Annotated in this window: 23 protein-coding genes and 1 riboswitch; of the genes, 1 reads left to right on the plus strand and 22 read right to left on the minus strand. The window is 37.0% G+C overall.

Annotated elements, in window-relative coordinates; translation table 11 throughout:
* Positions 1 to 180: 180 nt before the first annotated feature.
* The 18 genes from ACERJO_RS02115 to prsW all read right to left on the minus strand — a co-directional run bounded on the left by ACERJO_RS02115 (position 181) and on the right by prsW (position 19,143).
* Entirely contained in the window at positions 181 to 909 is a 729-nt protein-coding gene (locus tag ACERJO_RS02115) for a hypothetical protein (protein ID WP_373646419.1), read from the minus strand.
* A 21-nt stretch (positions 910 to 930) separates the two neighbouring features.
* Entirely contained in the window at positions 931 to 1,134 is a 204-nt protein-coding gene (locus ACERJO_RS02120; RefSeq protein ID WP_247105624.1) for a DUF2768 domain-containing protein, read from the minus strand.
* A gap of 229 nt (positions 1,135 to 1,363) precedes the next feature.
* Positions 1,364 to 1,603 (minus strand): stage VI sporulation protein F, encoded by a 240-nt coding sequence (locus ACERJO_RS02125; protein WP_373646501.1) that lies wholly within the window; start codon positions 1,601 to 1,603, stop codon positions 1,364 to 1,366.
* Between the two features lie 103 nt (positions 1,604 to 1,706).
* Positions 1,707 to 2,756 carry an NAD(P)H-dependent glycerol-3-phosphate dehydrogenase gene (locus ACERJO_RS02130; RefSeq protein WP_373646420.1) on the minus strand — a complete coding sequence of 350 codons (1,050 nt, stop codon included), beginning with the start codon at positions 2,754 to 2,756 and terminating at the stop codon, positions 1,707 to 1,709.
* Between the two features lie 21 nt (positions 2,757 to 2,777).
* Positions 2,778 to 3,401: a glycerol-3-phosphate 1-O-acyltransferase PlsY gene (gene plsY, locus ACERJO_RS02135; protein ID WP_247105627.1), complete on the minus strand. Its 624-nt coding sequence runs from the start codon at positions 3,399 to 3,401 to the stop codon at positions 2,778 to 2,780.
* A gap of 14 nt (positions 3,402 to 3,415) precedes the next feature.
* Positions 3,416 to 4,729: a ribosome biogenesis GTPase Der gene (der, locus tag ACERJO_RS02140; protein ID WP_247105629.1), complete on the minus strand. Its 1,314-nt coding sequence runs from the start codon at positions 4,727 to 4,729 to the stop codon at positions 3,416 to 3,418.
* A gap of 39 nt (positions 4,730 to 4,768) precedes the next feature.
* Positions 4,769 to 5,395, minus strand: coding sequence for a YphA family membrane protein (locus ACERJO_RS02145; RefSeq protein WP_247105631.1), 627 nt, complete (start codon positions 5,393 to 5,395; stop codon positions 4,769 to 4,771).
* A 134-nt stretch (positions 5,396 to 5,529) separates the two neighbouring features.
* The gene (gene rpsA, locus ACERJO_RS02150; RefSeq protein WP_247105633.1) at positions 5,530 to 6,687 is read right to left on the minus strand and encodes a 30S ribosomal protein S1; all 1,158 of its coding nucleotides are present in this window, start codon (positions 6,685 to 6,687) and stop codon (positions 5,530 to 5,532) included.
* Positions 6,688 to 6,780: 93 nt separating this feature from the next.
* On the minus strand, positions 6,781 to 7,362 hold the full coding sequence (locus ACERJO_RS02155) for a lysophospholipid acyltransferase family protein (protein WP_247105635.1): 582 nt from the start codon (positions 7,360 to 7,362) through the stop codon (positions 6,781 to 6,783).
* Positions 7,359 to 8,024 carry a (d)CMP kinase gene (gene cmk / locus ACERJO_RS02160; protein WP_247105636.1) on the minus strand — a complete coding sequence of 222 codons (666 nt, stop codon included), beginning with the start codon at positions 8,022 to 8,024 and terminating at the stop codon, positions 7,359 to 7,361. The genes ACERJO_RS02155 and cmk overlap by 4 nt, the downstream gene beginning before the upstream one ends.
* 99 nt (positions 8,025 to 8,123) lie before the next feature.
* The gene (locus ACERJO_RS02165; RefSeq protein WP_247105638.1) at positions 8,124 to 8,792 is read right to left on the minus strand and encodes a flagellar brake protein; all 669 of its coding nucleotides are present in this window, start codon (positions 8,790 to 8,792) and stop codon (positions 8,124 to 8,126) included.
* Positions 8,793 to 8,944: 152 nt separating this feature from the next.
* Positions 8,945 to 10,297, minus strand: a complete 1,353-nt coding sequence (gene ypeB, locus ACERJO_RS02170) for a germination protein YpeB (RefSeq protein ID WP_373646421.1) — start codon at positions 10,295 to 10,297, stop codon at positions 8,945 to 8,947.
* An 18-nt stretch (positions 10,298 to 10,315) separates the two neighbouring features.
* Positions 10,316 to 11,368 carry a cell wall hydrolase gene (locus tag ACERJO_RS02175; RefSeq protein ID WP_373646422.1) on the minus strand — a complete coding sequence of 351 codons (1,053 nt, stop codon included), beginning with the start codon at positions 11,366 to 11,368 and terminating at the stop codon, positions 10,316 to 10,318.
* Between the two features lie 181 nt (positions 11,369 to 11,549).
* On the minus strand, positions 11,550 to 14,999 hold the full coding sequence (metH, locus tag ACERJO_RS02180) for a methionine synthase (protein WP_373646423.1): 3,450 nt from the start codon (positions 14,997 to 14,999) through the stop codon (positions 11,550 to 11,552).
* Between the two features lie 18 nt (positions 15,000 to 15,017).
* Positions 15,018 to 16,853 carry a bifunctional homocysteine S-methyltransferase/methylenetetrahydrofolate reductase gene (locus ACERJO_RS02185; protein ID WP_373646424.1) on the minus strand — a complete coding sequence of 612 codons (1,836 nt, stop codon included), beginning with the start codon at positions 16,851 to 16,853 and terminating at the stop codon, positions 15,018 to 15,020.
* Between the two features lie 26 nt (positions 16,854 to 16,879).
* Positions 16,880 to 17,992, minus strand: a complete 1,113-nt coding sequence (locus ACERJO_RS02190) for a methionine biosynthesis PLP-dependent protein (RefSeq protein ID WP_247105643.1) — start codon at positions 17,990 to 17,992, stop codon at positions 16,880 to 16,882.
* 149 nt (positions 17,993 to 18,141) lie between these two features.
* Positions 18,142 to 18,246, minus strand: a riboswitch (SAM riboswitch).
* A 69-nt stretch (positions 18,247 to 18,315) separates the two neighbouring features.
* Positions 18,316 to 18,480, minus strand: a complete 165-nt coding sequence (locus ACERJO_RS02195; protein WP_247105644.1) for a hypothetical protein — start codon at positions 18,478 to 18,480, stop codon at positions 18,316 to 18,318.
* 15 nt (positions 18,481 to 18,495) lie between these two features.
* Positions 18,496 to 19,143: a glutamic-type intramembrane protease PrsW gene (gene prsW / locus ACERJO_RS02200; RefSeq protein ID WP_247105724.1), complete on the minus strand. Its 648-nt coding sequence runs from the start codon at positions 19,141 to 19,143 to the stop codon at positions 18,496 to 18,498.
* Between the two features lie 163 nt (positions 19,144 to 19,306).
* Between prsW and ACERJO_RS02205 the strand changes: the two genes are divergently transcribed.
* The gene (locus ACERJO_RS02205) at positions 19,307 to 20,275 is read left to right on the plus strand and encodes an asparaginase (protein ID WP_247105645.1); all 969 of its coding nucleotides are present in this window, start codon (positions 19,307 to 19,309) and stop codon (positions 20,273 to 20,275) included.
* A gap of 135 nt (positions 20,276 to 20,410) precedes the next feature.
* On the opposite strand, the gene ACERJO_RS02210 is transcribed toward ACERJO_RS02205, so the two are convergent.
* From ACERJO_RS02210 to ACERJO_RS02225, 4 genes are all read right to left on the minus strand, one after another.
* A complete protein-coding gene (locus tag ACERJO_RS02210) occupies positions 20,411 to 21,373 on the minus strand; it encodes a YpdA family putative bacillithiol disulfide reductase (RefSeq protein ID WP_247105646.1) in 963 nt (320 codons plus the stop codon).
* A 71-nt stretch (positions 21,374 to 21,444) separates the two neighbouring features.
* Entirely contained in the window at positions 21,445 to 22,704 is a 1,260-nt protein-coding gene (locus ACERJO_RS02215; RefSeq protein WP_373646425.1) for a Glu/Leu/Phe/Val family dehydrogenase, read from the minus strand.
* Between the two features lie 166 nt (positions 22,705 to 22,870).
* Complete coding sequence (locus ACERJO_RS02220) at positions 22,871 to 23,467, minus strand: genetic competence negative regulator (RefSeq protein WP_373646426.1); 597 nt, start codon at positions 23,465 to 23,467, stop codon at positions 22,871 to 22,873.
* A gap of 258 nt (positions 23,468 to 23,725) precedes the next feature.
* Positions 23,726 to 24,940 carry a M20 metallopeptidase family protein gene (locus ACERJO_RS02225; protein WP_373646427.1) on the minus strand — a complete coding sequence of 405 codons (1,215 nt, stop codon included), beginning with the start codon at positions 24,938 to 24,940 and terminating at the stop codon, positions 23,726 to 23,728.
* Positions 24,941 to 25,326: the final 386 nt, after the last annotated feature.

The following is a 25,326-nucleotide window of genomic DNA, read 5'->3' on the forward strand; positions in this document are numbered from 1 at the left end:
CTTCCGTAAACCTTGGACATTACCATTACTATGATGGTGTACAAGGTTTATGACAACAATTTGTATGTAGTAGGTGATCTCACTAAATACCGAGAAGGGGATTCATCACAAAAAGCCCCTTCCTTTGATTATGTATATCAATGAAAAGGACTTAGTAGACCAATTTTTATTATAATTGAATCATTTTTTTCTTAACGACATTTCATAGGTCGGTTCTCCATTCTCATCAAGTACATAAGGTACACTTCTTGCGGGAACAAATGGAGAATGTGTATACAAAATCGGTCGTAGATCTTCGCCTTCATTAAAAGGATGATCATACTCCAATAACATTTGGTAAAGATCAAGTCGATAGTCTATTATAACTTCATGATCATGCGTAAAAAGAAGTGGTAAAAATTGATCGGAATAAGGACTTTGTACAAGTGGTTCTTCGGAAAAACCAAGTTCTTCATAATCTAAAATAAATAACCCATCATCGACTACTTCCATAATAGGAACATAAGTATGGTTCCTTATATAATCATTCACCCTACGGTGATATTGCTGAATAACCGATTGCGGGCGTAAATCAATCACCTTCACTTCAGGTTCCTCTTCTACATTCACTAACGCATATCGAAATACACCACCATTCTCAAAAGCAGTACCAGGTGGTTGCTGTAAATAACGTGGGACCAATTGGTTGAAATCAACCACATATCGATTATATAGCGACGTATGCTCATCAAATGTATAAATGGGTAATACGCCAGAATCTATTTGAAATTGATCTACTGCTAATTGAACAGATTGTAATTGATCAGGATAAGCGATTTGGTTTTCTGCGCGTTGATCATCAGGCAGAAAACAACCTGTAAGTATAAACAAACCGATCATCAAAACTAAAGATTGTATCACTCGCTTCATACCAAGCGTATCTCCTTTAAACTAAACTGTAGCTGTAGGTCCACCCAAAACAATAAGGAAAACAATAATTCCTGCTACGACTAAGCAGACAAATGAAAATGATAACATTATTTTTTGAAACCAACCTGTTAATTTCGTTCTGCTGAAAATAGCCGTTCCTGCTGAGACAAACATGAGAGCAAGAGCAAAAAAAGACACCCACATATTAAACATCGCTTGTGACACTAAGTTCCCCCTCTTTCTGTTGCAGTTTGTCGTTTATTATAGCACAGCTTGTCCAAAAATGAAGTGACAGAGTCGCGAACGATTAAACTCCAAAATGTTGAAGAAGTGGGGGCACACTTCTTCAACATGACGAAACCCTTCGTTTTAACAGCCCTATTATAATGTTCGTTCTTTAAAGTATATGCACATAAATGAAACATGCTTGTGATATTGCCTATAGTAGTGAATTTTACTTTTTATTGAACATTTTAGCAAGTGAAGAGAAGTCAGCAGGCATGTTATTATTAACAATAGCATTGACAATTTGATCTTCTTTTTCTTTCGACACTTCTTTATTAGCGAGCTTTGCTACTTGAGCAACGAGCTGTCGAACGGTTTTTTCATCTTGTAAATTAGCTTGACTAACTGAATTAGCTAGTTTCATAATTTCGTCAGGTTTCACACTCGTTTTCTTTTGAATTTGATCCATAAATGAATCATTTTTCCCAAACATGTTTCGCCCTCCCTCAATCGTATGATCACCATATCATATGCACGACTAGAAAGAAGGTGAGGACGTATAACTAATTAACTTAATCTTCTTTAAATGTTGATTTTATTAAATCGACAGGTAAGTCTTCTACTTCATGCTTTTTCACTCGACCCATTAATTCATCAGCTGCGTCTTGTGGCCTTACATGCTCAAAAAGAACACGGTATAGCGCTGTCGTGATCGGCATATCCACTTGTAGTTTTTTAGCAAGCTCATATGCAGCCTGAGTAGTACGAACCCCCTCGACTACCATACCCATTTCATTAAGAACATCCTCTAACGTTTTGCCTCTACCTAACATCAAACCTGCTCGGAAGTTTCTGGAATGAACACTTGTACACGTGACAATTAAATCTCCAAGCCCTGATAGGCCAGCAAATGTCATTGGGTTGGCACCAAGCTTCATACCAATACGCGCAATTTCTGTTAATCCACGTGTCATAATAGCAGCCTTAGAATTATCTCCTAACTTAAGCCCTTCCGTTAAGCCGCAAACAAGTGCAATAATATTTTTAAGAGCTCCACCGATTTCAACCCCGATCAAATCAGGATTTGTATAAACACGAAAATGCTGATTGAAGAACAAATCCTGAGTATATTTAGAGGCTTGTTCACTATGCGAGGATACTGTAACAGTAGTTGGTTGCCTTCTGCTTACTTCCTCAGCATGACTTGGCCCTGATAAAACAACAACATGTTCTAGAAATGATGAGTTATACATTTCCTCTTCAATCATTTCTGATATACGTTTATGAGATCCAGGCTCAATTCCTTTACTTGCGTGAATAATCGTTACCTTGCTTTGAAGCTTTTCAACCATTTGTTGGATCGTTGTACGAATTGCTTTTGTTGGGACGACCAAAACAACCACTTCAGTACCTTCAAGCGCTTCTTCCATCTTTTCGTAAGCTCTAATTTGTTCAGGTAAGGAAATGCCAGGTAAGTATTGATTATTTGAATGTTTAGTGTTGATTTCTTCTATTTGTTTAGCTCTTCTTCCCCAAATTCGCACATCATGATGATTATCAGCAAGCACCATCGCTAAAGCAGTACCCCAGCTACCTGCTCCTATAACGGTTACTCGTTTCAAATTGTTCACCTCAACTTTGTATTATTTGTTTTTCTGACCGATTTTGCTTTCTTCTCCTGCAACTAGTCGTTTTATATTTGTTTGATGCCTCCAAATCAAGAGAACAGCTATTACCACTGTTAAATACGTATAAGCATCTGGATATTCAAAGAAAACAACCATAAATATCGGTGTTCCAATCACAAATAAAATCGATCCTAATGAAACATATCTAGTAATGAAAATACTGCCGATAGCAATTAGCCCTGCGTATAGTGCTGGTAAAAAAACTAGTGTTGCTAGCACGCCAATCGTTGTTGCAACACCTTTTCCACCTCGAAAACCAAAATAAATCGGCCAATTATGACCAGCTATCGCAGCAAACCCAGCTAATGCAGGGAAGACTCCGCCATCGTCAGGTGCTAACCAATGGCCAAGCCATACAGCAACAATACCTTTTGCAATATCTAAACTAAGCACTAAAATGGCTGGACCGATACCTAATACTCGTAATGTATTAGTCGCCCCTGCATTCCCACTACCATGTTGACGAATATCGACTTTTTTAATTTTTTTTGCTATTAAATAACTAAAGCTTATTGATCCAAGTAGATAACTAATGATAATAACAACGATTAAAGAAATTGCAATGACTCCTTCTCCCATTTCATCTACTCCCTCTAACTATTTTTCTTTCTAGCGATAATTTTAATCGGCGTTCCTTCAAATTCAAACGTATCCCTTAATCGATTTTCAAGAAAACGCTCATATGAAAAATGCATCAACTCTGGCTCATTAACAAAAAAAACAAACGTTGGAGGCTCTACTGCTACTTGAGTGACATAATTAATTTTTAAACGACGTCCTTTGTCAGTAGGTGTAGGATTCATCGCAACAGCATCCATGACCATATCATTAAGTACATTTGTAGGAACACGTAGATGGTGATTTTCTGACACTTTTTGAACCATCGGCAAAACCGTATGTAACCTTTGCTTCGTCATAGCTGAAACAAAAAGAATAGGAGCATATGTTAAAAAGAGCAATTCATCTCTTAATTTTTGTGTGAAATTCTGCAGGGTTTTGTCATCCTTATTTACTGCATCCCATTTATTTACAACAATGATTACTGCCCTACCTGCTTCGTGTGCATAGCCAGCAATTTTTTTATCTTGCTCAATAAGCCCTTCTTCAGCATTTATGACGACTAAAACTACATTAGAACGCTCGATTGCTTTTAAAGAACGAAGTACACTATATTTTTCAGTTGCCTCATACACTTTTCCTCGTTTTCTCATACCTGCTGTATCGATTAGTACATACTCTTGCTCATCTTGTGAAAATGCTGTATCAATTGCATCTCGGGTCGTACCAGGAATATCACTTACAATTACTCGCTCTTCTCCTAACATCGCATTGACAAGTGAAGATTTTCCAACATTCGGCCGACCAATTAATGCAATACGAATCGTGTCATCTCCATATGGATCCGAAACTTCTTCGGGAAAGTACTCAATTACCTTATCTAACAAATCACCTAATCCAAGGCCATGAGATCCTGATATAGGATAAGGTGTATCCATTCCTAATGAATAAAACTCATATAATTGTTCATGCATATCAGGGTTATCGATTTTGTTCACCCCTAATACAACTGGTTTATCCGAACGAAACAGCAGATTAGCTACTTCTTGATCAGCTGAGGTTACACCTTCACGACCATTAACAATAAAGATAATAACATCCGCTTCTTTTATAGCGAGTTCTGCTTGCGCTCTCATCTGTACAAGCAATGGCTCTTCTCCAAGCTCGATTCCTCCTGTATCGATCACATTAAATTCTCTATTTAACCATTCTGCTTTACTGTATATTCGATCACGGGTAACACCCGGCATATCTTCTACAATAGCAATTCTTTCGCCGATCACTCGGTTAAAGATTGTTGACTTTCCAACATTAGGTCTTCCAACAATAGCGACAACTGGATTGGACATACTTGCCACAACCTTTCTATTTAATAATTGACAACCTATTTATTTTAGCTGATTTCCTGCATATTGTCGACCGCTTCTCGGAACAGGTTGATTTTTTAAGAATGAAGACATCCATGAAATGATTATTCGTATCATGAAACCGACTCCAAACAAGGAAGTCGTTATGAATAGAACATCAAAGAAATAGAGATTTCCGATAGCTTGATCTTGATCATAAAATGGAGTTAAAGACAGTAAATACTCACCATGTATAAGTCCGGAAACAGACAGAATATAACGTTTTTTTAAAGTTGATGTTAAGAAATAACAAATAACAACAACTAGACAAGCTAACATCCACCTGCTGTCAATAAATGCAATGACCGGATCATAAATAAGCATTAGACGAAAACCAGCAAAGCATGCTGATACAGTCAAAGACATAAACAGAAAATAAAAATACTTTTCTTGTCTCCTTAATGTCTGTACATAAAAATATAGAAAAAAAGCAGAGCCTATGTAAACTAAATGATAAGATGTGTTCATAATTGAAACCTCAATCGGTAAAAGAATGAGAATGAGTAAAATGCTACACCCCATCCAAAAGCGTATCTTCAAACTAGAAGCAAAAAATGTGAACACACCCCAAAAAATCCAACCAAACCAATAAACGAAAATACCATCCATAATTAAACCACCTCAAATTCATTATGGACGAATCTCCATTAAATCATCCGTTTAGATAGTACTATTCTATTTATTTTTCCTCATAAAAAAAGGAGAGATAGGGTTCTACCGCTATCAACTCCTTTTTACTCTTTTTATTTTTTATATTTATCTAGTTTATTCCCGATCATATCTCCTAATGAAAATCCAGAAGGTTCATCATTTTGCTGTGCCTCGTATTGTTTGTAGTCTTCATCGTCTTGTTCATCTTCCTCTAATAAAGCACGAATACTTAAAGAAATTCGCTTTTCATCGATATTCACATCGAGAACTTTCACTTGTACCGTTTCTCCTTCAGTTAATACCTCAGAAGGGGTTCCGATATGCCGATTTGCGATTTGAGAGATATGAACGAGGCCTTCTACTCCAGGTGCGAGCTCGATAAACGCTCCAAAATGAACAAGTCTTCTCACAACGCCTTCTAACACATCGCCAACGGCTACTTTACCAGAAAAAGATTCCCAAGGACCAGGAAGTGTATCTTTAATTGATAATGAAATCCGTTCACTGTCGACATCAACTGAAAGGACTTTGACTTTCACCGTATCCCCTTCAGCTACTACATCTGATGGATCTTCTACACGATGATGAGCTAATTGTGAAATATGTACAAGACCATCAACTCCACCTACATCAATAAATGCACCAAATGATGTTAAGCGCTGTACTTTCCCTTCAACCACATCTCCTTCTTTTAAAGAACTCAATGCATCTTTTTTCAAACGCTCTAAGTCTTCATCCAAAACAGCTCGTTGAGAAAGAATTAACTTATTGTTTTCTTGATCAATTTCCGAAACCTTTAAGCGTAGTGTACGTCCTTTATAATCAGAGAAGTCTTCTACATAATGTCTTTCGACTAATGAAGCTGGTATAAAGCCACGAACACCTAAATCAACAACAAGTCCACCTTTTACAACTTCAGCAACTTCCACTTCTAAGATGTCGCCTGATTCATAGGCTTTTTGCAGGTCATCCCATGCTTTTTCAGCTAAGACAGCTCGTTTAGAGAGAATTAGCTCGTCATCTTCGAGCTTAATCACTTTTAATTCAATCTGATCATCAACTGACAAAACATCACTTACTTTTTCTACATGTAAACTTGAAAGCTCGCTAATTGGAATAATTCCATCAACTTTAAATCCGACATCGACAAACGCTTGTTTATCTTCGACCTTTGTTACTTTACCTGTAACAACTTCACCTATAGATAAAGATTTCATCTCTGCCATTTCGTTGTTCATTTCTTCGACCATTGACTTTTGCCTCCTTCATTACTCGCCGTCTACTTACGGTTATTTTCAACTTATTTAAAATCTTTCACACTAGCGAAAGAATTTGAATAACAATTACTGATGTTCATTTATCAAATTTTGAATTTCAGCCATAATTATCGCAGTTGCTTCTTCAGCAGAGCCTCTAGTCTCTTTTAATTCTGAAAAATCAATAGGCTCACCATAAACTAGCTTAAGTCTACCTCTAAACTTATATGGCCCAATAATAGCACTAGGGATTACGGTAGCATTAGTACGTAACGCAAAAAAACCAGCTCCTGCTAATCCTTTTTGTAATTGACCGTTTTTGCTTCTAGTTCCTTCAGGAAAAAGCCCTACTATTTCATTGTTCTTTATTAATGTCATAGCTGTGCGCAATGCTTGCTTATCACTCATCCCACGACGAATTGGGAATGCGTGTAATTTCGGAAGCAACCATTTTAGTATAGGCTTTTCAAATAGCTCCTTCTTTGCCATATAATGCACGTTTCTGTCTAAGTAGCTTCCTAGTAAAGGCGGATCTAAATTGTTAATATGGTTACAACAAAGCAACACTCCTCCATCTTTAGGAATATTTTCACGTCCAATTACTTCTACTTTATACGAACTTGAGAGAAACAACAAACAAATACGCTTGCCGAATTGGTACATACTCATATTGATGCTCTCTCCTTCACAAGGTTTAAAATTTGTTTTACTACAGCATCTATTGTAAGTGAAGTGGTGTCCACTTCAATAGCACTTTCAGCTTTTTTTAAAGGAGCAAATTCTCTAGTTGAGTCTAACTCATCACGTTTAGCAATTTCTTGAACTAATTGCGCGTAATCGATAGTCTCCCCTTTAGCTATTAATTCTTCATAACGCCTTTTAGCACGTTCTTCAACGGATGCCGTTAAAAATATTTTTAAATCGGCATTTGGTAATACGTGTGTTCCAATATCACGTCCATCTAAAACAACTTGCCCTTCTTTTGCCAGTTGCCTTTGGCGTTGTACCATTTCATGCCGTACTATTTCATGCTGTGCTACTATAGAAACGTTCGCAGTTATGGAAGACGAACGTATATCTGACGTAATATCCTCACCATTTAATAGTACAGTAGTGACACACTTTTCATTTTTTAATTCAATCTCTAACTTATTTAATAAATTTAATAATGCCTTTCCATCTTCTAAGGTTACATTTTCCTGTAACGCCGCATACGTCAATGAGCGATACATAGCACCAGTATCAATATATAAATACGATAATGACTCTGCTACTAATTTAGCAACTGTACTTTTACCTGCTCCTGCAGGTCCATCGATGGCTATATTCATCTCGACTACACCTTCCAACAATAACAACCATATATTTTAATAAGGTTAATTTTATCACAATCTTATATGCTTGGTCTAATGAAGAATACAAAATTGGAATTATATTCTGTTTTTTCTTCGTTGCTCTAACTGTTTTTCAAAGCAATATCGAACGATCGTTTGACTTTCTTCTTTAGAAATTGATAGAAACTGTAGCGATACACGCTTTCCTATATTCCCCTTTATCGGTATAACTCTTATAATTTTGCTCAATGTTTGTATGTAAACTAACTCCCCTGAGTTCATATGTAAAGCGATCCATAGATTTACTTCACCATGCTCAGGAAATGGGTGATCTTCTTGTAACACTACGGCACAACCTCCGCCACTTAAATCCCATGTTACAGAACGAAGAGGCTCATATTTGTTGTCTGTTGGATAAACAACAACATCAACCGCTTCTTCTACTCTAACATAATTACGGCGCTGTGTTCGGATGTAATTTTCTTTTCCTGGATCTTTTAACAATAAAACGGGTACGTTGAACTTTATTCTACCGACAATTTCCGTATTTAGCATATAGACAGCATCATCTTTTCCAACAAACGTAGCATGAAACTCAGTGCCCTCTAAAAAAAAACTCTGCTTGTTCGTTTCTTCATCTATTGGATAATCAACAACTAAGTGAGAATCATGATAATCAACAATTCGACAACGAAATTTTCTATTTTGTTGATTTTCTGCTTTGATTGATATTTCTAATATAAGAACCGTACCTACTTCAATCATAAATACCCCTCCTGTAAATACCGCTACTTTCATTTCTTATCTATTATGACATGAATGAGTCAAAAGTAACACCTTTCCGATCGATTATACATACCCTTTCTCCTATAAAAAAGTGGAAGGGGGTACTTTATCCCCCCTTCCGCTTATCTTTTTTAAGAGAAATCATATACTGGCTCCGCCTGTTCTAGCATTTCAACCTTCTCTTCTTCACCATCCTCTGCGTTAATAAAAATCCGATACGTATTATTATCAATTACACCAAAGAACTCATAGCATAATACTTCTTCCCCTAAATCATTCTCAATAACTGCAATATGATCCTCCATAATTTCAAGTTGTGGATTAACGTTATCTAACGCTTCCTCCATTGAAATTTCTGGATCTGGAATATCCCTTTCCTTATGGTTAATTAGATAACTGATGGCGTGATAACCTAATATATCATTGTCATCCAGTGCTACCTCAAGGGTAATTTGGTCTGGATAAATACGTACATTGTCTTCTAAATGTACGTATTCCAGTACAGCCAAAGAATTGTATTGCTTACTATCAACTAACTGCATTGAAGATTTATCTTGCTTTCTTAGAAATTTAGAACCAGCTTCAGCTGCTTCGTTTAAACTTTTGTTCGTTTCTGAAACCTGACGATCTTGAAGAAACCATAATGGCTCTCCACCATAAACACTCATGTCCAAATAGTAATTTGAACCATGGTTAGGATCATTTACAACGATTGAGTATGCAGGATACTCTAATCCATTACCAGTTTTGGAAATGTCCACTTCGGTTTGTTCATTCATATTTAGGAAGGACAACGCCTTATCTTTCGCTTCCTCTTCTGAAATTTCTTTCCCTTCTTCAAGAGCCCTTTTTAATTCTCCATTTAGATCATCAATGGCGGCTAAACTTACTCCCCAATCTGTTTCACTATAACCCTCTACCGCTTTATTCATGACTTCAAAATTTGTAACGACTTCATTTTCTTTCGCTTCCTCTGTTTGCTCAAGCGCTTGTTCAACATCTAACCAACGTCCATCTTGCTGTAACATCAATGCTTGTGCTTTTCTTAGTTCTTGTCGAATCTCTTTAGAGTAATCATAAAACTTTTCAAGTGTTTCATATTCCTCATCTGTTAAAGGCTCCTTGTCCAGATCTCTTATCGATGTCCGATAAGAAAAACGCCCCATTTTAAACAGAAACTCTTCCGTTTTACCTATATCAACAAAATTTAAAGGGAGCTGTCCGATCATTTCATGTGCTAGACTTGTCACACGCCAAATCTCTGCTAAAGCAGGCGTTAACTGTCTTCTTGTATTCATGGCTAAACTAGCTCCTAATTGATCTTCAATTTGATCTATATAATAGGCTAATTCATGAAAAGCTCGTTGGTAATTATTCTCTGCTTGTATTTGTAAAGTTTGGCCTTGAGTTTGTTGTTGATATCCCCAAATACCCGTTGAAACTAAAGCGATAGCTAATAGACCAATAATAAGATTCTTTGCCATACTTTTCACCTCCAAAGATTAATGACAGAAAATGTGCTTCCCGATACGTTTAATTTGCGGTCTGCTCCAAATCCATCCAGATGTGGCTGTATCAGGATTGAAATAGTAAATAGCGTTTCCAGTTGGATCCTGGCCATTTAATGCATCTAAAACCGCTCTTCGCGCTGTTTCATCAGGATCCATATATATTTGTCCATCTGCAACAGCAGTAAATGCCCGTGGCTCAAAAATAACACCTGAAACCGTATTAGGGAAAATTGGACTATTTACACGATTGATAATGACAGCAGCAACGGCAACCTGGCCAATATATGGCTCACCACGTGCCTCTCCATAAACGGCTTGCGCCATAATTTGAATGTCATTATCAGAGTAACCAGGGGGAACATTATCGGCTTTTTGAATATTTGCTTCATTATCCTGTTCCTCTGGTACCTCTTCATATGGAACCGGTTCTTCAGGTATTGGTTGTTCTTCAGGAATTGGTTCCTCTGTCGGTGCTGCTTCTTCACCTGCTGGTTCCTCTTGTTGAGCAGGGGGCTCCTGATCAGGAGGTGATGGAGCTGGCTCCTCCGCTTCTTGAGGTGAAGGGGTCGCCTCCTCTGGTTGGTCCGCTTCTGCTTCACCAGTACGTTGTTGTGGTTTTTCTTCTTTTTGAGGCGTTTGAGTCTGTTTTTGACCTGTACTTCCTTTAGGGCCTTTTTGAATATCTAACGGTGTAGTGCCATAATGTGTAAACTCCCTACCCTCTGTCAAAGCTTTTTGAACAAACTCTTCGTGGTATTGTGTTGTTTTCTCTAACCGTTCCTTCATCTGAGGACCAACTAATCCATCAACCGTCATACCGAATTGATCTTGGTAATTTCTTACGGACCAATAGGTTCCCCATCCGTAAACACCATCAATCGTTCCATCGTAAAACCCGATGTATTGTAATCTTGCTTGCAATTCAACGACATCATCTCCTGTTGCTCCTCTTTGTACAATTTGTTCTGAAAAAGCGAATGTCGTCTGAGGCCAATGAAATACACTGACTAAAAGTAACGCAATTACTAAAATCGTTTTACGCATAACGATACCCTCCTTATCTTCAAACACTTAAATACGTCCTACTTTCTAAGGATATTGTTTGTAAAGAACCATATTTTATACAAATGGATCAAAAAAACAGTTAACTATCCATTTTTTTCAGAAAAATATAAAAAAAGCCTTGTACACCACAGTAAGTGTATAAGGCTTAAAATCTCACTATTTAATTTGCTAAAACATTAAAATAACGTCCTTCAGGATGAGCAAATACCATCGCAGTAACTGAAGCTTCCGGTTCCATCATATACCCTTCCGTTAGTTCAATACCTATCTTTTCTGGTTTAAGTAAACAGAAGAGCTTTTCTTGATCTTCCAAGTTTGGACATGCAGGATAACCGAATGAAACACGTACTCCTTGATACTTTGCAGCAAACCGTTGATCCATTGTCATATCAGGTGAATCAGGAAAACCCATTCGATCTCGCATTAATTGATGGACGCGTTCAGCAAACCCTTCGGCAATTTCTAATGCTGCAGCTTGAATTAAATGACTGTATAAATAGTCTCCATCACGTTTAGCTTGCTCGGCCAGCTCTCTTATTCCTTGGCCTGCAGTAACTGCTAAGAAACCAACATAATCCATCTCACCACTCGAAACTGGGCGTAAATAGTCCGCTAAGCATAGGAAAGGTTTATGATTTTGACGAGGAAATGTAAAACGCTCTATAATCGTTTTATGATCTATTGGATCATAAATAATGATATCATTTCCATCTGATTGAGCAGGAAAGAATCGATACATTCCATGAGCCTTGATTAGTTCGTTGCTTTTTGCTTCGTGTAAAAATTGATCTACCTTTTCCTTTAATGCTACTGTACGTTCATCGCCTTCAGCTAATAAACGACTCACTTTTCCTTGTAAGCCTAAATGACGACCAAGTAGCATTTGCATATTGATATAAGGTACTAAATGTGATAGTTGGTACTCGCGAAGAATATGCGGATCAACGTCAGACGGCTTAAACACTTGAGCTTCTTTCACTTCAGATCTTGCTGGTACTATAACCTCTTTTTGTACCTTTGGCTCTTTTGTTACGGTTACTTGATCTCGCTTCAATTGAGCTTCTTTTAATTCTTCAGCAAGCTTCTGTTTCTCATCCGGCTTCGCTAATCTATTTGCTATATCAAGTCCATTCATTGCATCCTTAGCATATAAAACAAGGCCATCATATTCAGGGGCAATCCGAGTGTTTGTAAATTTCCGCGTAAGTGCAGCACCACCAACTAGAATAGGTAATGAAATTTGCTGCTGCTTTAAGTCTTGGGCAGTTAAAACCATTTGTTGTGCAGATTTGACTAAAAGACCAGATAATCCTATTGCATCAGGATTTTCTCGGTTAATCGCATCAATCAATTCATTAGGTGTTACTTTTATACCTAGGTTCACAATATTGAATCCGTTATTGCTTAGTATGATTTCAACAAGGTTTTTACCGATATCATGAACATCACCTTTAACAGTCGCAAGAAGAATTTTCCCTTTCCCATTTCCATTTTCTTTCTTTTCCATCAACGGTTCTAAATGAGCAACCGAGGCTTTCATCACCTCAGCGCTTTGTAAAACTTCAGCTACAATTAATTCATTATTATTAAATAACCGACCTACCTCGTCCATCCCCGTCATTAGTGGACCATTAATAATGTCTAAAGGATCATCATACTTTTCTAAGGCTAAATCTAAATCTTTGATTAAACCATCTTTTGATCCTTCTACAATGTAAGATGCAAGTCGCTCCTCCAATGTTAAATTAGAGTGCTCAACTTTCTTTTCAGCTTTTTTTCCACGATAGAATGCCGTAAAGCTTGCTAAGTTCTCATCGGTTGTATGAAACAATAGCTGACTGGACATTTCTTTTTCCTCATCTGAAATGGATGCATATCGTTCAAGTTTCTCAGTGTTCACAATCGCGTAATCTAATCCTGCTTGTGTACAATGATATAAATAGACTGCATTTAGCACTTCACGACCGACAGGAGGTAGCCCAAAAGAAACGTTGCTTACTCCAAGAATCGTTAAACATTTGGGCAGTGCTTCTTTGATTAAACGGATGCCTTCTACCGTTGCATTTGCTGAGCCTATATATTGCTCATCGCCAGTTCCAACCGGAAATACTAACGGGTCGAAGATAATATCTTCAGGCTGTAAACCATATTTATTGACTAATAAATCATGCGATCGTTTAGCAACTTCTAACTTACGTTCAGCAGATACAGCCATCCCTTCCTCATCAATTGTTCCAATAACAACAGCTGCTCCGTACCTCTTTATAATTGGCACAACAGCTTCAAAGCGCTCCTCACCATCTTCTAAATTAATTGAATTAATGATCGCCTTACCTTGAGAATACGTTAATGCTTTTTCAATGACTTTTTCATCAGTCGAATCAATCATCAAAGGAACTTTAACTTTATTAATAACAAACGACAAAAATTCTTCCATGTCTTGTAGTTCATCTCGATCTGGATCTGCCAAACATATGTCTATAACATGGGCACCTCGCTTCACTTGAGCGCGTGCAATTTCAGAGGCTTCCTCGTATTTCCCATCAGCAATCAACTGTTTAAATTTACGGGAGCCGATGACATTCGTTCTTTCACCAACAAATAACGGTCTCATACTATCATCATAAATGAGTGGCTCAATTCCTGATACCGCATGTCCATGCTCACGATTGAATGAGCGAGGGGCTACACCCTTTGTCGCCTCGACCATTACACGGATGTGCTCAGGCGTTGTCCCACAACAGCCCCCAACAACATTTAACCAACCCTTTTCAGCAAAAGCGATAAGCTTCTTTGCAAGAGAATCGGGTGATTCATGATAATGTCCATCTTCATCAGGTAAACCAGCATTCGGATAACAGCTTACATAGGTTGTGGAAAGCTCTGACAATGAACGAATATGGTCACGCATAAACTCGGGTCCAGTAGCACAATTTAAACCAACGACAAGTGGCTTCATATGTTCTAATGAAAGATAAAATGCTTCAATGCTCTGTCCAGCTAGAGTCGTCCCCATCGGTTCAATCGTACCTGATACGATTAAAGGCAGCTCGACATTCATTTCTTCACTCGCTTTTTTTATTCCAATATAAGCAGCTTTCACATTTCTCATATCTTGACTTGTTTCGAGTAAAAAAATATCTATTCCGCCTTTAATTAATCCTCGAGCCTGCTCATGATAGGAATGTATTAATTGTTCAAAAGTTGTTCCGCCCGTTACTGATAGAGATTTCGTTGTTGGACCCATGGCACCAGCCACAAACCTTGGCCATTCAGGTGTAGAATATTCTTCTGCCTTCTTTTTGGCGATTTGAGCGGCTATAAGACTTAATTCCTCAGCCTTATAACCAAGGTCATAATCGTCCAATACAATGTCTGTAGACCCAAAAGTGTTCGTCGCAATAATATCTGCACCAGCAGCTAAATATTCACGATGTATTCGTTCAATAACATGAGGAGCGGTTTCATTTAAATATTCATTGCAACCCTCAAATTCTTCTCCACCAAAATCTTCAGCTGTAAGGTTCGCATCTTGAAGCATCGTTCCCATTGCTCCATCAAGAATCATAATTTTCTTTTCGAGCTGTCGTTCAAACAATGATTTAGTCATACTCGTTTCCTTTCCTTTTTAAACTCTCCTTGTTGATTTTGCTTTTTGATCGATATATTCCTTCAGTTCCACAGTCATTTCATATCGTAAAAATGGAGTGATTAAATAAATGCCATTAAAATATTCAAGAGTTGTATCAATTAAAGATTTTGCAATAGATAGACCTTCCTGCGTTGAAGCAGTACGATCTTCCCCGCAAGTTGCCATCGCACTACGAATTTCATCTGTTAGTTTAATACCCGGTACTTCGTTGTGAAGAAACTCTGCATTACGACTATTTGTAAGTGGCATGATGCCGACATAAATTGGATGAGATAAGTGCTTCGTTTCATGATAAAGAGCTTCGATTTGCGCTTCGTTGTAAATCGGTTGTGTCATAAAGTAGTCTGCACCACTTTCAATTTTCTTCTCTAAACGTTTCACTGCTTTATCTAAATATTTCACATTCGGATTGAATGCAGCTCCTACAGAAAATTGAGATTTTTCTCCTAACTCTTTTCCTGAAAAGGAAATACCGTCGTTTAATTGTTTAATGAGCTGTATCAATTGAAATGAAGTTAAATCATAGACTGATGTCGCCCCTGGAAAATCTCCTACCTTCGTAGGATCACCTGTAATAGCTAATATATCATTCATTCCTAGTGCATGTAATCCCATCAAATGAGATTGTAATCCGATTAAATTTCGATCTCGACAAGTAATGTGAACGAGTGGCCGTGCCGAAAGCTGCTGTTTGACCATTGAACCAAGAGATAAATTATCAACTCTCGGAGAAGCTAACGAATTATCAGCCATTGTAATTGCGTCCACACCGGCATCTTTCAATGCTTTAGCCCCTTGCATAAAACCTTCCGTACTTAATTTCTTTGGTGGATCTAATTCTACAATAACTGAATGGCGTTCCTTCACGATCTCTGGCAATGGTTTATCTATTTTTGATGGAATTTGATCTTTCACCAATATTTGATGTAAAGGACGGACAACTTTGCTCGTAATTGGGGCTACTTCTTTTTTTACTTTGGCAAACGCAGCAATATGTTCCGGAGTCGTACCACAACAACCGCCTAGTAATCTCACACCTTGTTCGATAAACTTTTTCCCCATTGATTGAAAATAATCAGCGTTAGATTGATAAAAAACACGTCCATCACGGAAATCAGGCAAGCTTGCATTAGGATAAGCAGCAAGAAACCCTTGATTAGGAATAGGAACGGTTTCAAATGAACGCAACATATGATAAGGTCCCATACGGCAGTTTAAACCAACAACGTCTGCACCATTATGATACAAAGCTTTAAATGCTTCCGTTACAGGAATCCCACCATTTAATACTCCGATTTCTCCTAATGAGATATTCATCACGATCGGTAAGGAAGTTAGGTTACGAGCAAGCTCCACAGTGAGCTTTGCTTCTTCTAGATCATAAAATGTTTCAAGAAGAAGACCATCCACACCTGATTCAAGTAGGATTTCAGCTTGTTCCTTAAAAGCATTTCGAATTTCTTCGAGCCCTACTTCTTCTAATTGAAAACGTCTAATCCCACCTATTGTTCCAAATATATAAGTGTCATTATGTGAAGCTTGCTTAGCAAGCTTCACACTTTGATAATTAATATCTTTCACTTGCTTTGAAAGACCATATTTATCGAGTTTAATAGCATTAGCTGCATATGAATTCGTTTGAATCATATCAGCTCCAGCGTTTACATATTTTTCGTGGACATCAACGATCATTTCAGGATGAGTACGATTTAACTCCTCAAAGCATTGATCAACGCCTAATGCGTACAATTGAGTCCCCATTGCTCCATCACCAATTAAAATGTTAGATTGTAGCTGATTTAAAAAAGTCACCTTATTCCTCCCATCTCGATCCTATGCTAGGACTGCCCCTTTACGTAATGAAATGCTTGCTGTAAATCTCCAATTAAATCTTCAGCTTCTTCAATCCCAACCGAGAAGCGTAATAAACGATTACAGACACCATTGGCAATTCGAATTTCTTCAGGTATGTCCATATGAGTTTGTGTGGCTGGATAAGTCATAAGACTTTCAACTCCACCAAGACTTTCAGCAAATGAGATTAGCTTTAATTGTTGTAAAAATGGATTTACCCATTCTTCCTGTTCAATTCGAAATGAAACCATCCCGCCTTTCCCAGGATAAAGTACCTCTTTTACACCTTCCTCTTGCTCAAAATACTGAACGATTTTTTTCGCATTTTCTTGGTGTTTGTTCATTCTTAAACCTAATGTCTTCATTCCTCTTATTAATAACCAAGAGTCAAAAGATGAAAGTATCGCACCTACACCATTTTGATAATAAAAGAGCCTTTCACATAAAGCTTCACCTTTTGCGACTATTAGTCCAGCAATCACATCATTATGACCACCTAAATATTTTGATGCACTATGAATAACGATATTAGCACCTTCAGCTAGCGGTTGCTGTAGCAATGGTGTATAAAAGGTGTTGTCAACAATCAATAACAAATCGTGCTTTTTAGCAAAAGTAGCTAATTCACTGATGGATGCTTCTTGCATAAGTGGATTTGTCGGTGTTTCAATAAAGAGCGCTTTTGTTTTATCAGTTAAACAAGCTTCAACATTACGAATATCACGAGGATCGGCATACGAAAAATTCAAACCCCATCTATTCCAGCCTTCTTCAAATAACCGATAGGTTCCGCCATATAAATCCTTCGAAGCGATAATTTCATCCCCTGCCTCGAATAATGAAAAGACAATTTGAATGGCGGCCATTCCTGAACTACAGGCAAAGCCTCTGTCTCCTTTTTCTAAACTAGCAATGGCGTTCTCCAACACTTCCCTTGTTGGATTACCTGTACGAGAGTAATCATATCCCGTTGATTCTCCGATACCTGTATGCCGATACGCTGTAGAGAAATAAACAGGAGTATTAATGGTTCCTGTAGGATCTTTTGAGCGGTTTCCAATTTGTACAAGTTCTGTGCGTAAATGCTTGTCATTCATCAACATAACCTCCTAGTCAAATAAGACAACTCAGATTAATTTTTTTTAGTAGTCTCATCATCATATCCTTCTTACTTTTTGTAGAACAAAGAAAACACCTTCTTCGAGTAATAAGAAGAAGGTGTTTGTTTACATTTAATCAGCTCTCCTTCTTATCTCTCAAGTCAATTTCAACTTGTTGGAATTAGCACCTGACCTAGTGGCTGGTTGCTGAGACATCATAGGGCCATTCCCTCCGCCTCTCGTGATAAGAATCATCATATATTGTTTTATTAAAGGTACAACACTTTCGTTAAATTTGCAAGGTTATTTCGTTTTCTTTTTTATTCGAGAGTTGCATCTGTGTGTAATTGTTGATCATTTCCACATACACACCGTTTAAATCCCGTTTCAAACTCACCATGATCATTTAAATAACCTCGTAAAATATATTTTTCACCACAACTTAAACAGCGTATAACAACGCGATACCGCTCTCTCTGTTGCATGATTATTCCCCTTTCTTAAACATCTAATTGATGAGCTCGTTTTACTTTTGTCAATGCTAACCACCATAATAACAGCATAAATGGAATCATTCCAATAAGAAAGTATATATCAAATAATACTAAAATGAAATCATATGTTCCATGTAATAAAAATGGAAATAATAAAGCGAAAAATAGATATAAACGTTTTCTTGAATGCTCAAGCTTACTTCGTCCAAAGTAGTAGCCCATTATGACCCCATACAGAGCGTGACTCGATACAGGAAAAATAGCCCTTCCAAGAGCAAAATCAAGACCATTTGCTAATAAGTAAAAAACATTTTCAAGTGTTGCAAAGCCGAGCGATAACGCGACACCAAAAACAATACCGTCATAACGTTTAGTGAATGTCGTATGTTGATAAGTAAAAAAATAAAGAAGAAACCATTTAAAAAATTCTTCAACAAATCCATATAAGAAAAAAGTACGAAGAAAAGCTTGTTGAAAGTAACCTTCCGTTAAGAAAGCATATTGTAATACCATAACTGGAAACACTAAGAGAGCACCAACAAAAAATGTCCTAAAAATAAAACCAACTGTTGTATCACTATAATGATTTCTTAAATAAAAATATGATAATAAAGCCATTCCCGGAGCAATAGCTGCTGTAATGAGTGCAATCATTATATGTCCTTTCCCTTTTATCTTAAGCATTTGAACCTTTGATTATTCGACTCAGAAAAAACGTGCAGAAAAATGCTTCATAACCTCCTCAAGTAAATCATTATTCTGCTATGATATATAAGGTCAGTACTATCATTATTCAGATCGATAAGAGGTGTATAAATTGAAAAAAATACTTATTCTTAATACTGGTGGAACGATTGCGATGCAAGAAGGTCCAAATGGTACAATCTTAAAGCAACAGTTAAATCCATTATATTCCACAATTGAATCTCTATCAACAATAGCTTCTGTCATCGTTGATGATTATTTAAATATTCCCTCTCCTCATATGACTCCTTATATAGTAGTACAATTAGCAAAACATATGAAGAAACGAGTTAAGGAAGATCAATTAGAAGGAATTGTTATTACTCACGGAACTGATACTCTTGAAGAAACAGCCTATTTGCTTGATTTATTATTAGGATGGGACATCCCGCTGATTGTGACAGGTGCAATGAGATCAAGTAATGAACTCGGCGCAGATGGTCCTCATAACCTCATTTCAGCTGTCAAAGTAGCTGCCTGTAAGGAGGCGGAAGGAAAAGGTGTTCTTGTTGTTTTAAATGATGAAATTCACACTGCAAAAAACGTAACGAAAACACATTCAAGCAATATTGCTACATTTCAAAGCCCTCAATATGGGCCAATTGGGATTGTTACAAAGCGCGGGGTTACTTTTCACCACACGTTAACGAAGCGTGAGACGTATAATTTGACTCAATTAAATAAGAACGTTGCCTTAATGAAAACCTATACAGGAATGGACCCTAGCATCATCGACGCCATCCATAAGACGAATATAGATGGGTTGGTGATCGAAGCATTCGGCCAAGGTAATGTACCTCCTGAATTAGTTAAACCTATTCAATCACTTCTATCTAACAATATAGCTGTTATTCTTGTTTCACGTTGCTTTAGTGGTATCGTTCAAGATATTTATGCTTACGAAGGAGGTGGCAGAACATTAAAAGAATTAGGAGTCATTTTCGCAAATGGCTTAAATGGACAAAAGGCTCGCTTGAAATTAATGGTGGTACTCGAACAAACAAATGACTTATCTCAGATGCACGCTTTATTTGAGCAATAATCGTAATAAAAAAACCACTCATACTAAGCTTTTCAAAATAGGCAAAGGTTTCGCGCATTGCTTAAAGGGGACTGGAAAAGTTAAAAATCAAACTTTTTCAATCCCCTTGAAATACCCATCTCTAGACTTTTACATTCATGAGTATGAAATAATATGATTGGCAATAACCTCTCCATGAAAACGTCCATTTTCAATAAATATTTCATTAGCATTGTTTCCCGCAGCAATTACACCGGCAATATAAAGCCCATTTACATTTGTTTCCATTGTCACTGGATCAAAGTTTGGACGCCCCGTTTCCACGTCTACTTTTACTCCCATCGCTTTAATAAACGAATGATCAGGATGATAACCCGTCATGGCAAAAACGACATCAGCTTTAACCTCTTGGCTCGTACCTTCTTTTTTATATATGACAGATGAGTTCGTAATCTCAGTTACTTCAGTATTAAACTCCATTTGAATGGAGTTATTACGAACTAACGAATCAAACTCTGGTAAAATCCATGGCTTAACACTTGTTGAATAATCATTACCACGGTATAAGTTCGTTACTCGTGCACCAGCCTTTTGTAGTTCTAGCGATGCATCAACGGCTGAGTTCTTCCCTCCTATAACGACAACATCCATATCAAAGTACGGATGAGCTTCCTTGAAATAATGATGGACATGACTGAGGTTTTCACCTGGTATATTAAGCATATTGGGAGAATCGTAATATCCAGTCGCCACAATAACGAAAGTGGACTCATAACACCCCTTTGATGTGCTTATATTGAATAACCCACCCTTTTTTTTCACTTTCAATACTCGCTCGTATTTATTAATGCGGATCTCTTTCCTTTTCACTACATCACGATAATACACTAATGCTTGATTTCGTCTAGGCTTTCGTTCTTCTGTTAGAAAAGCTACATCACCAATCTCAAGCTTTTCACTCGTACTAAAAAACGTTTGGTGAGTGGGATAACGATAAATAGAATGAACAACGTTTTCTTTTTCGATGACTAACGTGTTAAGCCCTTTATTTTGACATGCAATTGCTGCTGACAATCCACATGGGCCAGCACCAATAATAATAACATCTTCTCTATTCATTAATAAACCACCTACATAAAAAGGAGTTGCCAGTTTGCAAGGCTTCTCCTTTTTTTATTTATTATATCAAACTAATGACAACCGCGAAAACGAGATGCTTCAACGATTGAACGTAAACTATACATAAACGAAGCTAAGCGCAAGTTAACTTTACGTCTAATCGCTAATTCATAGACATCTTGATAGGATTGAGCCGTTCTCTTTTTTAACTGTTGCTCGACTTCTGCTTCTGACCATCTTAACCCTTGTTTATATTGTAACCACTCTAAATACGAAATGATGTCTGTTCCAATACTTGCAAGAACATGAGGTACAATAAATAGTTCATTTTGATTAATACTTGGCATATTAGTCATTGGTAGTGAATGATTGGTCACCTCAATAACAATCGAAGCATCAAGGTTTTCTATTTGAATAGGTGTGACTTGCTGCTGCTCAGAAGCAAGTAACAATAAATCACATTGCTTTCCTTGAAGTTCCTCTATCTTCAACGTATTTTTAAATAATTTAGTTACGGTTCCAAAGCTATCCCGTCGATCTAATAAATAATCAATATCTAAACCATCTTCATCATATAGTGCTCCGTAACTATCTGAAACTCCAATTACAGTAGCCCCTTGTTGATGTACATATTGCGCAAGAAAGCTTCCGACTTTTCCAAAACCTTGAATGATTACGCGCGTATCCCTTAACTCTCGTTTGTTATAGTTTAACGTTTCATTTAATGTTGTAATAATACTAATTGCCGCCGCTTTTTCACGACCATATGTACCACCAATTTCTAATGCTTTACCTGTAATGGCACCTGCTGACTCCTTATCAAAATAACTTAATTCATCATACATCCAAGACATCATTTGAGTATTCGCTTGACCTTCAGACGTTAGTATATCCTTACTTGAGCCGATAATCTCATACATTCTACGTATATACAGCCTACTTAAGCGTTCCATTTCTCGATAAGACAACTCACGAGGATCGCAAATAATTAATCCTTTTGCTCCACCAAATGGAATGCTTGAAACTCCCGCTTTAATACTCATAATCATCGCTAAAGATTCTACATCATTTTCATTATAATTATGGTGACAAATGACACCACCCATTGTGGGACCTTTATATAAATGATGTTGTACACGATATGCCGTGTATAACCTTGTCGAACCATCATCTAACTTCAAAGGTAGCGTCACTTTAACGAGTCTTGCCGGCTCCATAAATTGTAAGTATTCTTTTTCGGAATATCCTAACTTATTAAATGCAATCGTAAATTCTTCTTTAGTTGTAAAAAGTACGTCATTTTCCTCCGTACTTCCCTTTATCTTAGACATCTCCTAATTTTCACCTCAAAATGCTTAATCCAAAATCATTATTCATCTCAATCTAATATAATCAATGAGCCTGATAATTTCCATACTAAATTAAAATTTTTACAATTTTATTTATGATGAAGGGCATTTTAACAAAAAAAGAGACTGACTCTGCTCAGTCTTCTTATCAATGATTAAAAAAATGTGTATATAACAATTTTATCGCATTATGTTCCATTAAACATTTCCCATATTCTTGTACACGATATATCGAAACCGTTGCAGGTGAGCCATATTCAGAAAGAACAGCGACAAATGTTTCCTCTAATTCTATATCAACGTCAAACTCTTCAAACGCTAAATAATAATGGCCTTCAAATGTATACAGTGTACCATTTCCTATACCTAGATTATACAATCGTTCAGCAAGTAAAAGGACACTTTCAATATCATCAAATACGTAATAAAAATCCTCTGTTTCATCAAGAGTGACTTGCATCTCTATATAACCATCATCAAATTCTTCATTAGTCCATTCATCCACTTCACATTTTGAAACGATAATCACCATCCCTTGCGCTGGCATGGCATAGACTTCAACTGCAATTGGACCATCTATTTTAAAACCTAGTTCATCATCTGCTTCCAACATCATTTCTCGAAATAGGTCATGGACTTTAGGCAAATCTTGCCACAGATCATCTTTAGTTAACCCTCTTTCATTCATATCATCATTTGATAAAAAAGCTTTAAATTTATTCGTCGTTAACCGCTCAAGGCGCAATATCCTCACCCTCCTAACATTCTGCCAATTTCGATCCACAGCCTTCATAGTATACGGTATGACAAAACTGAAAAGAAGGTTCGCAAATGAAACTGGATTCATTGTTCATAAAGTTTAAATATTTTACGTTAGTCTCTCCTAGATTAACTAAAGTATGTTCAGACTAACATTAAAAATTGTCACATCAAAAAGGTGAGTCCAATATTTAACATTAGACCCACCGAAATGTTATTATCTTTCTTTGTAATCGTTTTTCATTTATACTAACGGCTTCATTTCTTCTTCAATACCTAATTCGAAGTTTCCATTCAAGTAGGATAGTGCAGCACTTCCTAACGTTTTCGCTGCAACTAACATGGCACGTTCATCTATATCAAATTTGGGGTGGTGATGAGGGTAAGAGGTACCTTCCATATTACCAGCGCCAGTAAAAAAGAAGACACCTGGAACATGCTGCAAATAATAAGCAAAATCCTCCCCTCCCATAACGGGATCTATCTCTTCCACTTTAACTTCATTTATATTATTTTTAATTATTTTACTAAACTGTTTAGTCATAATAGAATCATTGACAACAGCTGGATAGCCCTTTTCATAATTAAATGTATAGTCTGCATTCATCGCTTCACATATACCTTTAATGATTTGCTCCATACGATTAATCATATAATTTTGAATATCTTCATCAAACGTTCGAACTGTACCTACTAGCCTCGCTTGATCAGCAATGACATTAAACGCACCGCCTGCTTGAAAGGAACCAATTGATAGAACTGCTGACTTTAATGGGTCTATATTACGACTGACAATCTGTTGTAGTTGTTGGACGATTGATGAACCAACTACTATAGCATCAACGGTTTCATGAGGGCTTGCTCCATGCCCTCCTCTACCGTATATCGTTAAATGAAAACGATCAGCTGAGGCCATAATAGCACCTGAACGATAACCAATACATCCATAAGAGAATGAACTCCAAATATGATTACCAAAAATAACGTCAACATTTTCTAAACAGCCATCTTTTATCATTTCAATTGCCCCTCCTGGAGCTAATTCTTCAGCAAATTGGTGGATTAAAACAATAGATCCTCGTAATTCAGAGCGATTTTCGACTAATGCTTTCGCTAAAACGAGTAATGTAGCAGTATGTGCATCATGTCCACAAGCATGCATCACACCAGGTACCTTAGAAGCAAAAGGCAGATTCGTCTCTTCTTGTATTGGCAAGGCATCAAAATCTGCTCGAATTGCAACGGTTTTTCCTGGCTTCCCACCTTTTATGTAGCCAACTACGCCACGACCACCAACATTCCTTTTAACTTCAATTCCTATACGTTCTAAATAATCAGCAATCATTTTAGGGGTTTTGATTTCCTCAAATGAAAGCTCAGGATATTGGTGAAACTCCCTTCTCAACTCAACCATTTCTCCATATAATTCATCTAATCTATGAAATATTTTCTTTTCCATTCAATCACCTCTACTAAATAAAGCGTTTCAGCTACTTAGAATAATGTGCCCAAAGCATTTTCTTTATTAAACTTCAGGAGTAATGTATATCCATTTCTTTTAAAAAAGAAGCTGACTTCCCTTTGGTTGTCAACTTCTTTTCGCGTCATTCTTATTCAGAGTGTTCAGATAGCTTTAACATATATATAGCCATAACCACAGCTAGTGCTAATGCCATAAAGCCAAAACCAAGAATTCCAATTAATTGTATTGCTGACATCTACCTCACTCCTTACACCAACATGACATATAGTTATTTTATTCATTATATCACAGCTATTCATTTTCTTTAAAGTCCGATTGTGACAATATATAAGCAAATCACTGGGTGTATTGTTATCATTGGT

Source organism: Halalkalibacter sp. AB-rgal2, from assembly GCF_041821005.1.
In the GTDB taxonomy this organism is placed as follows: Bacteria; Bacillota; Bacilli; order Bacillales; family Bacillaceae_D; genus Halalkalibacter.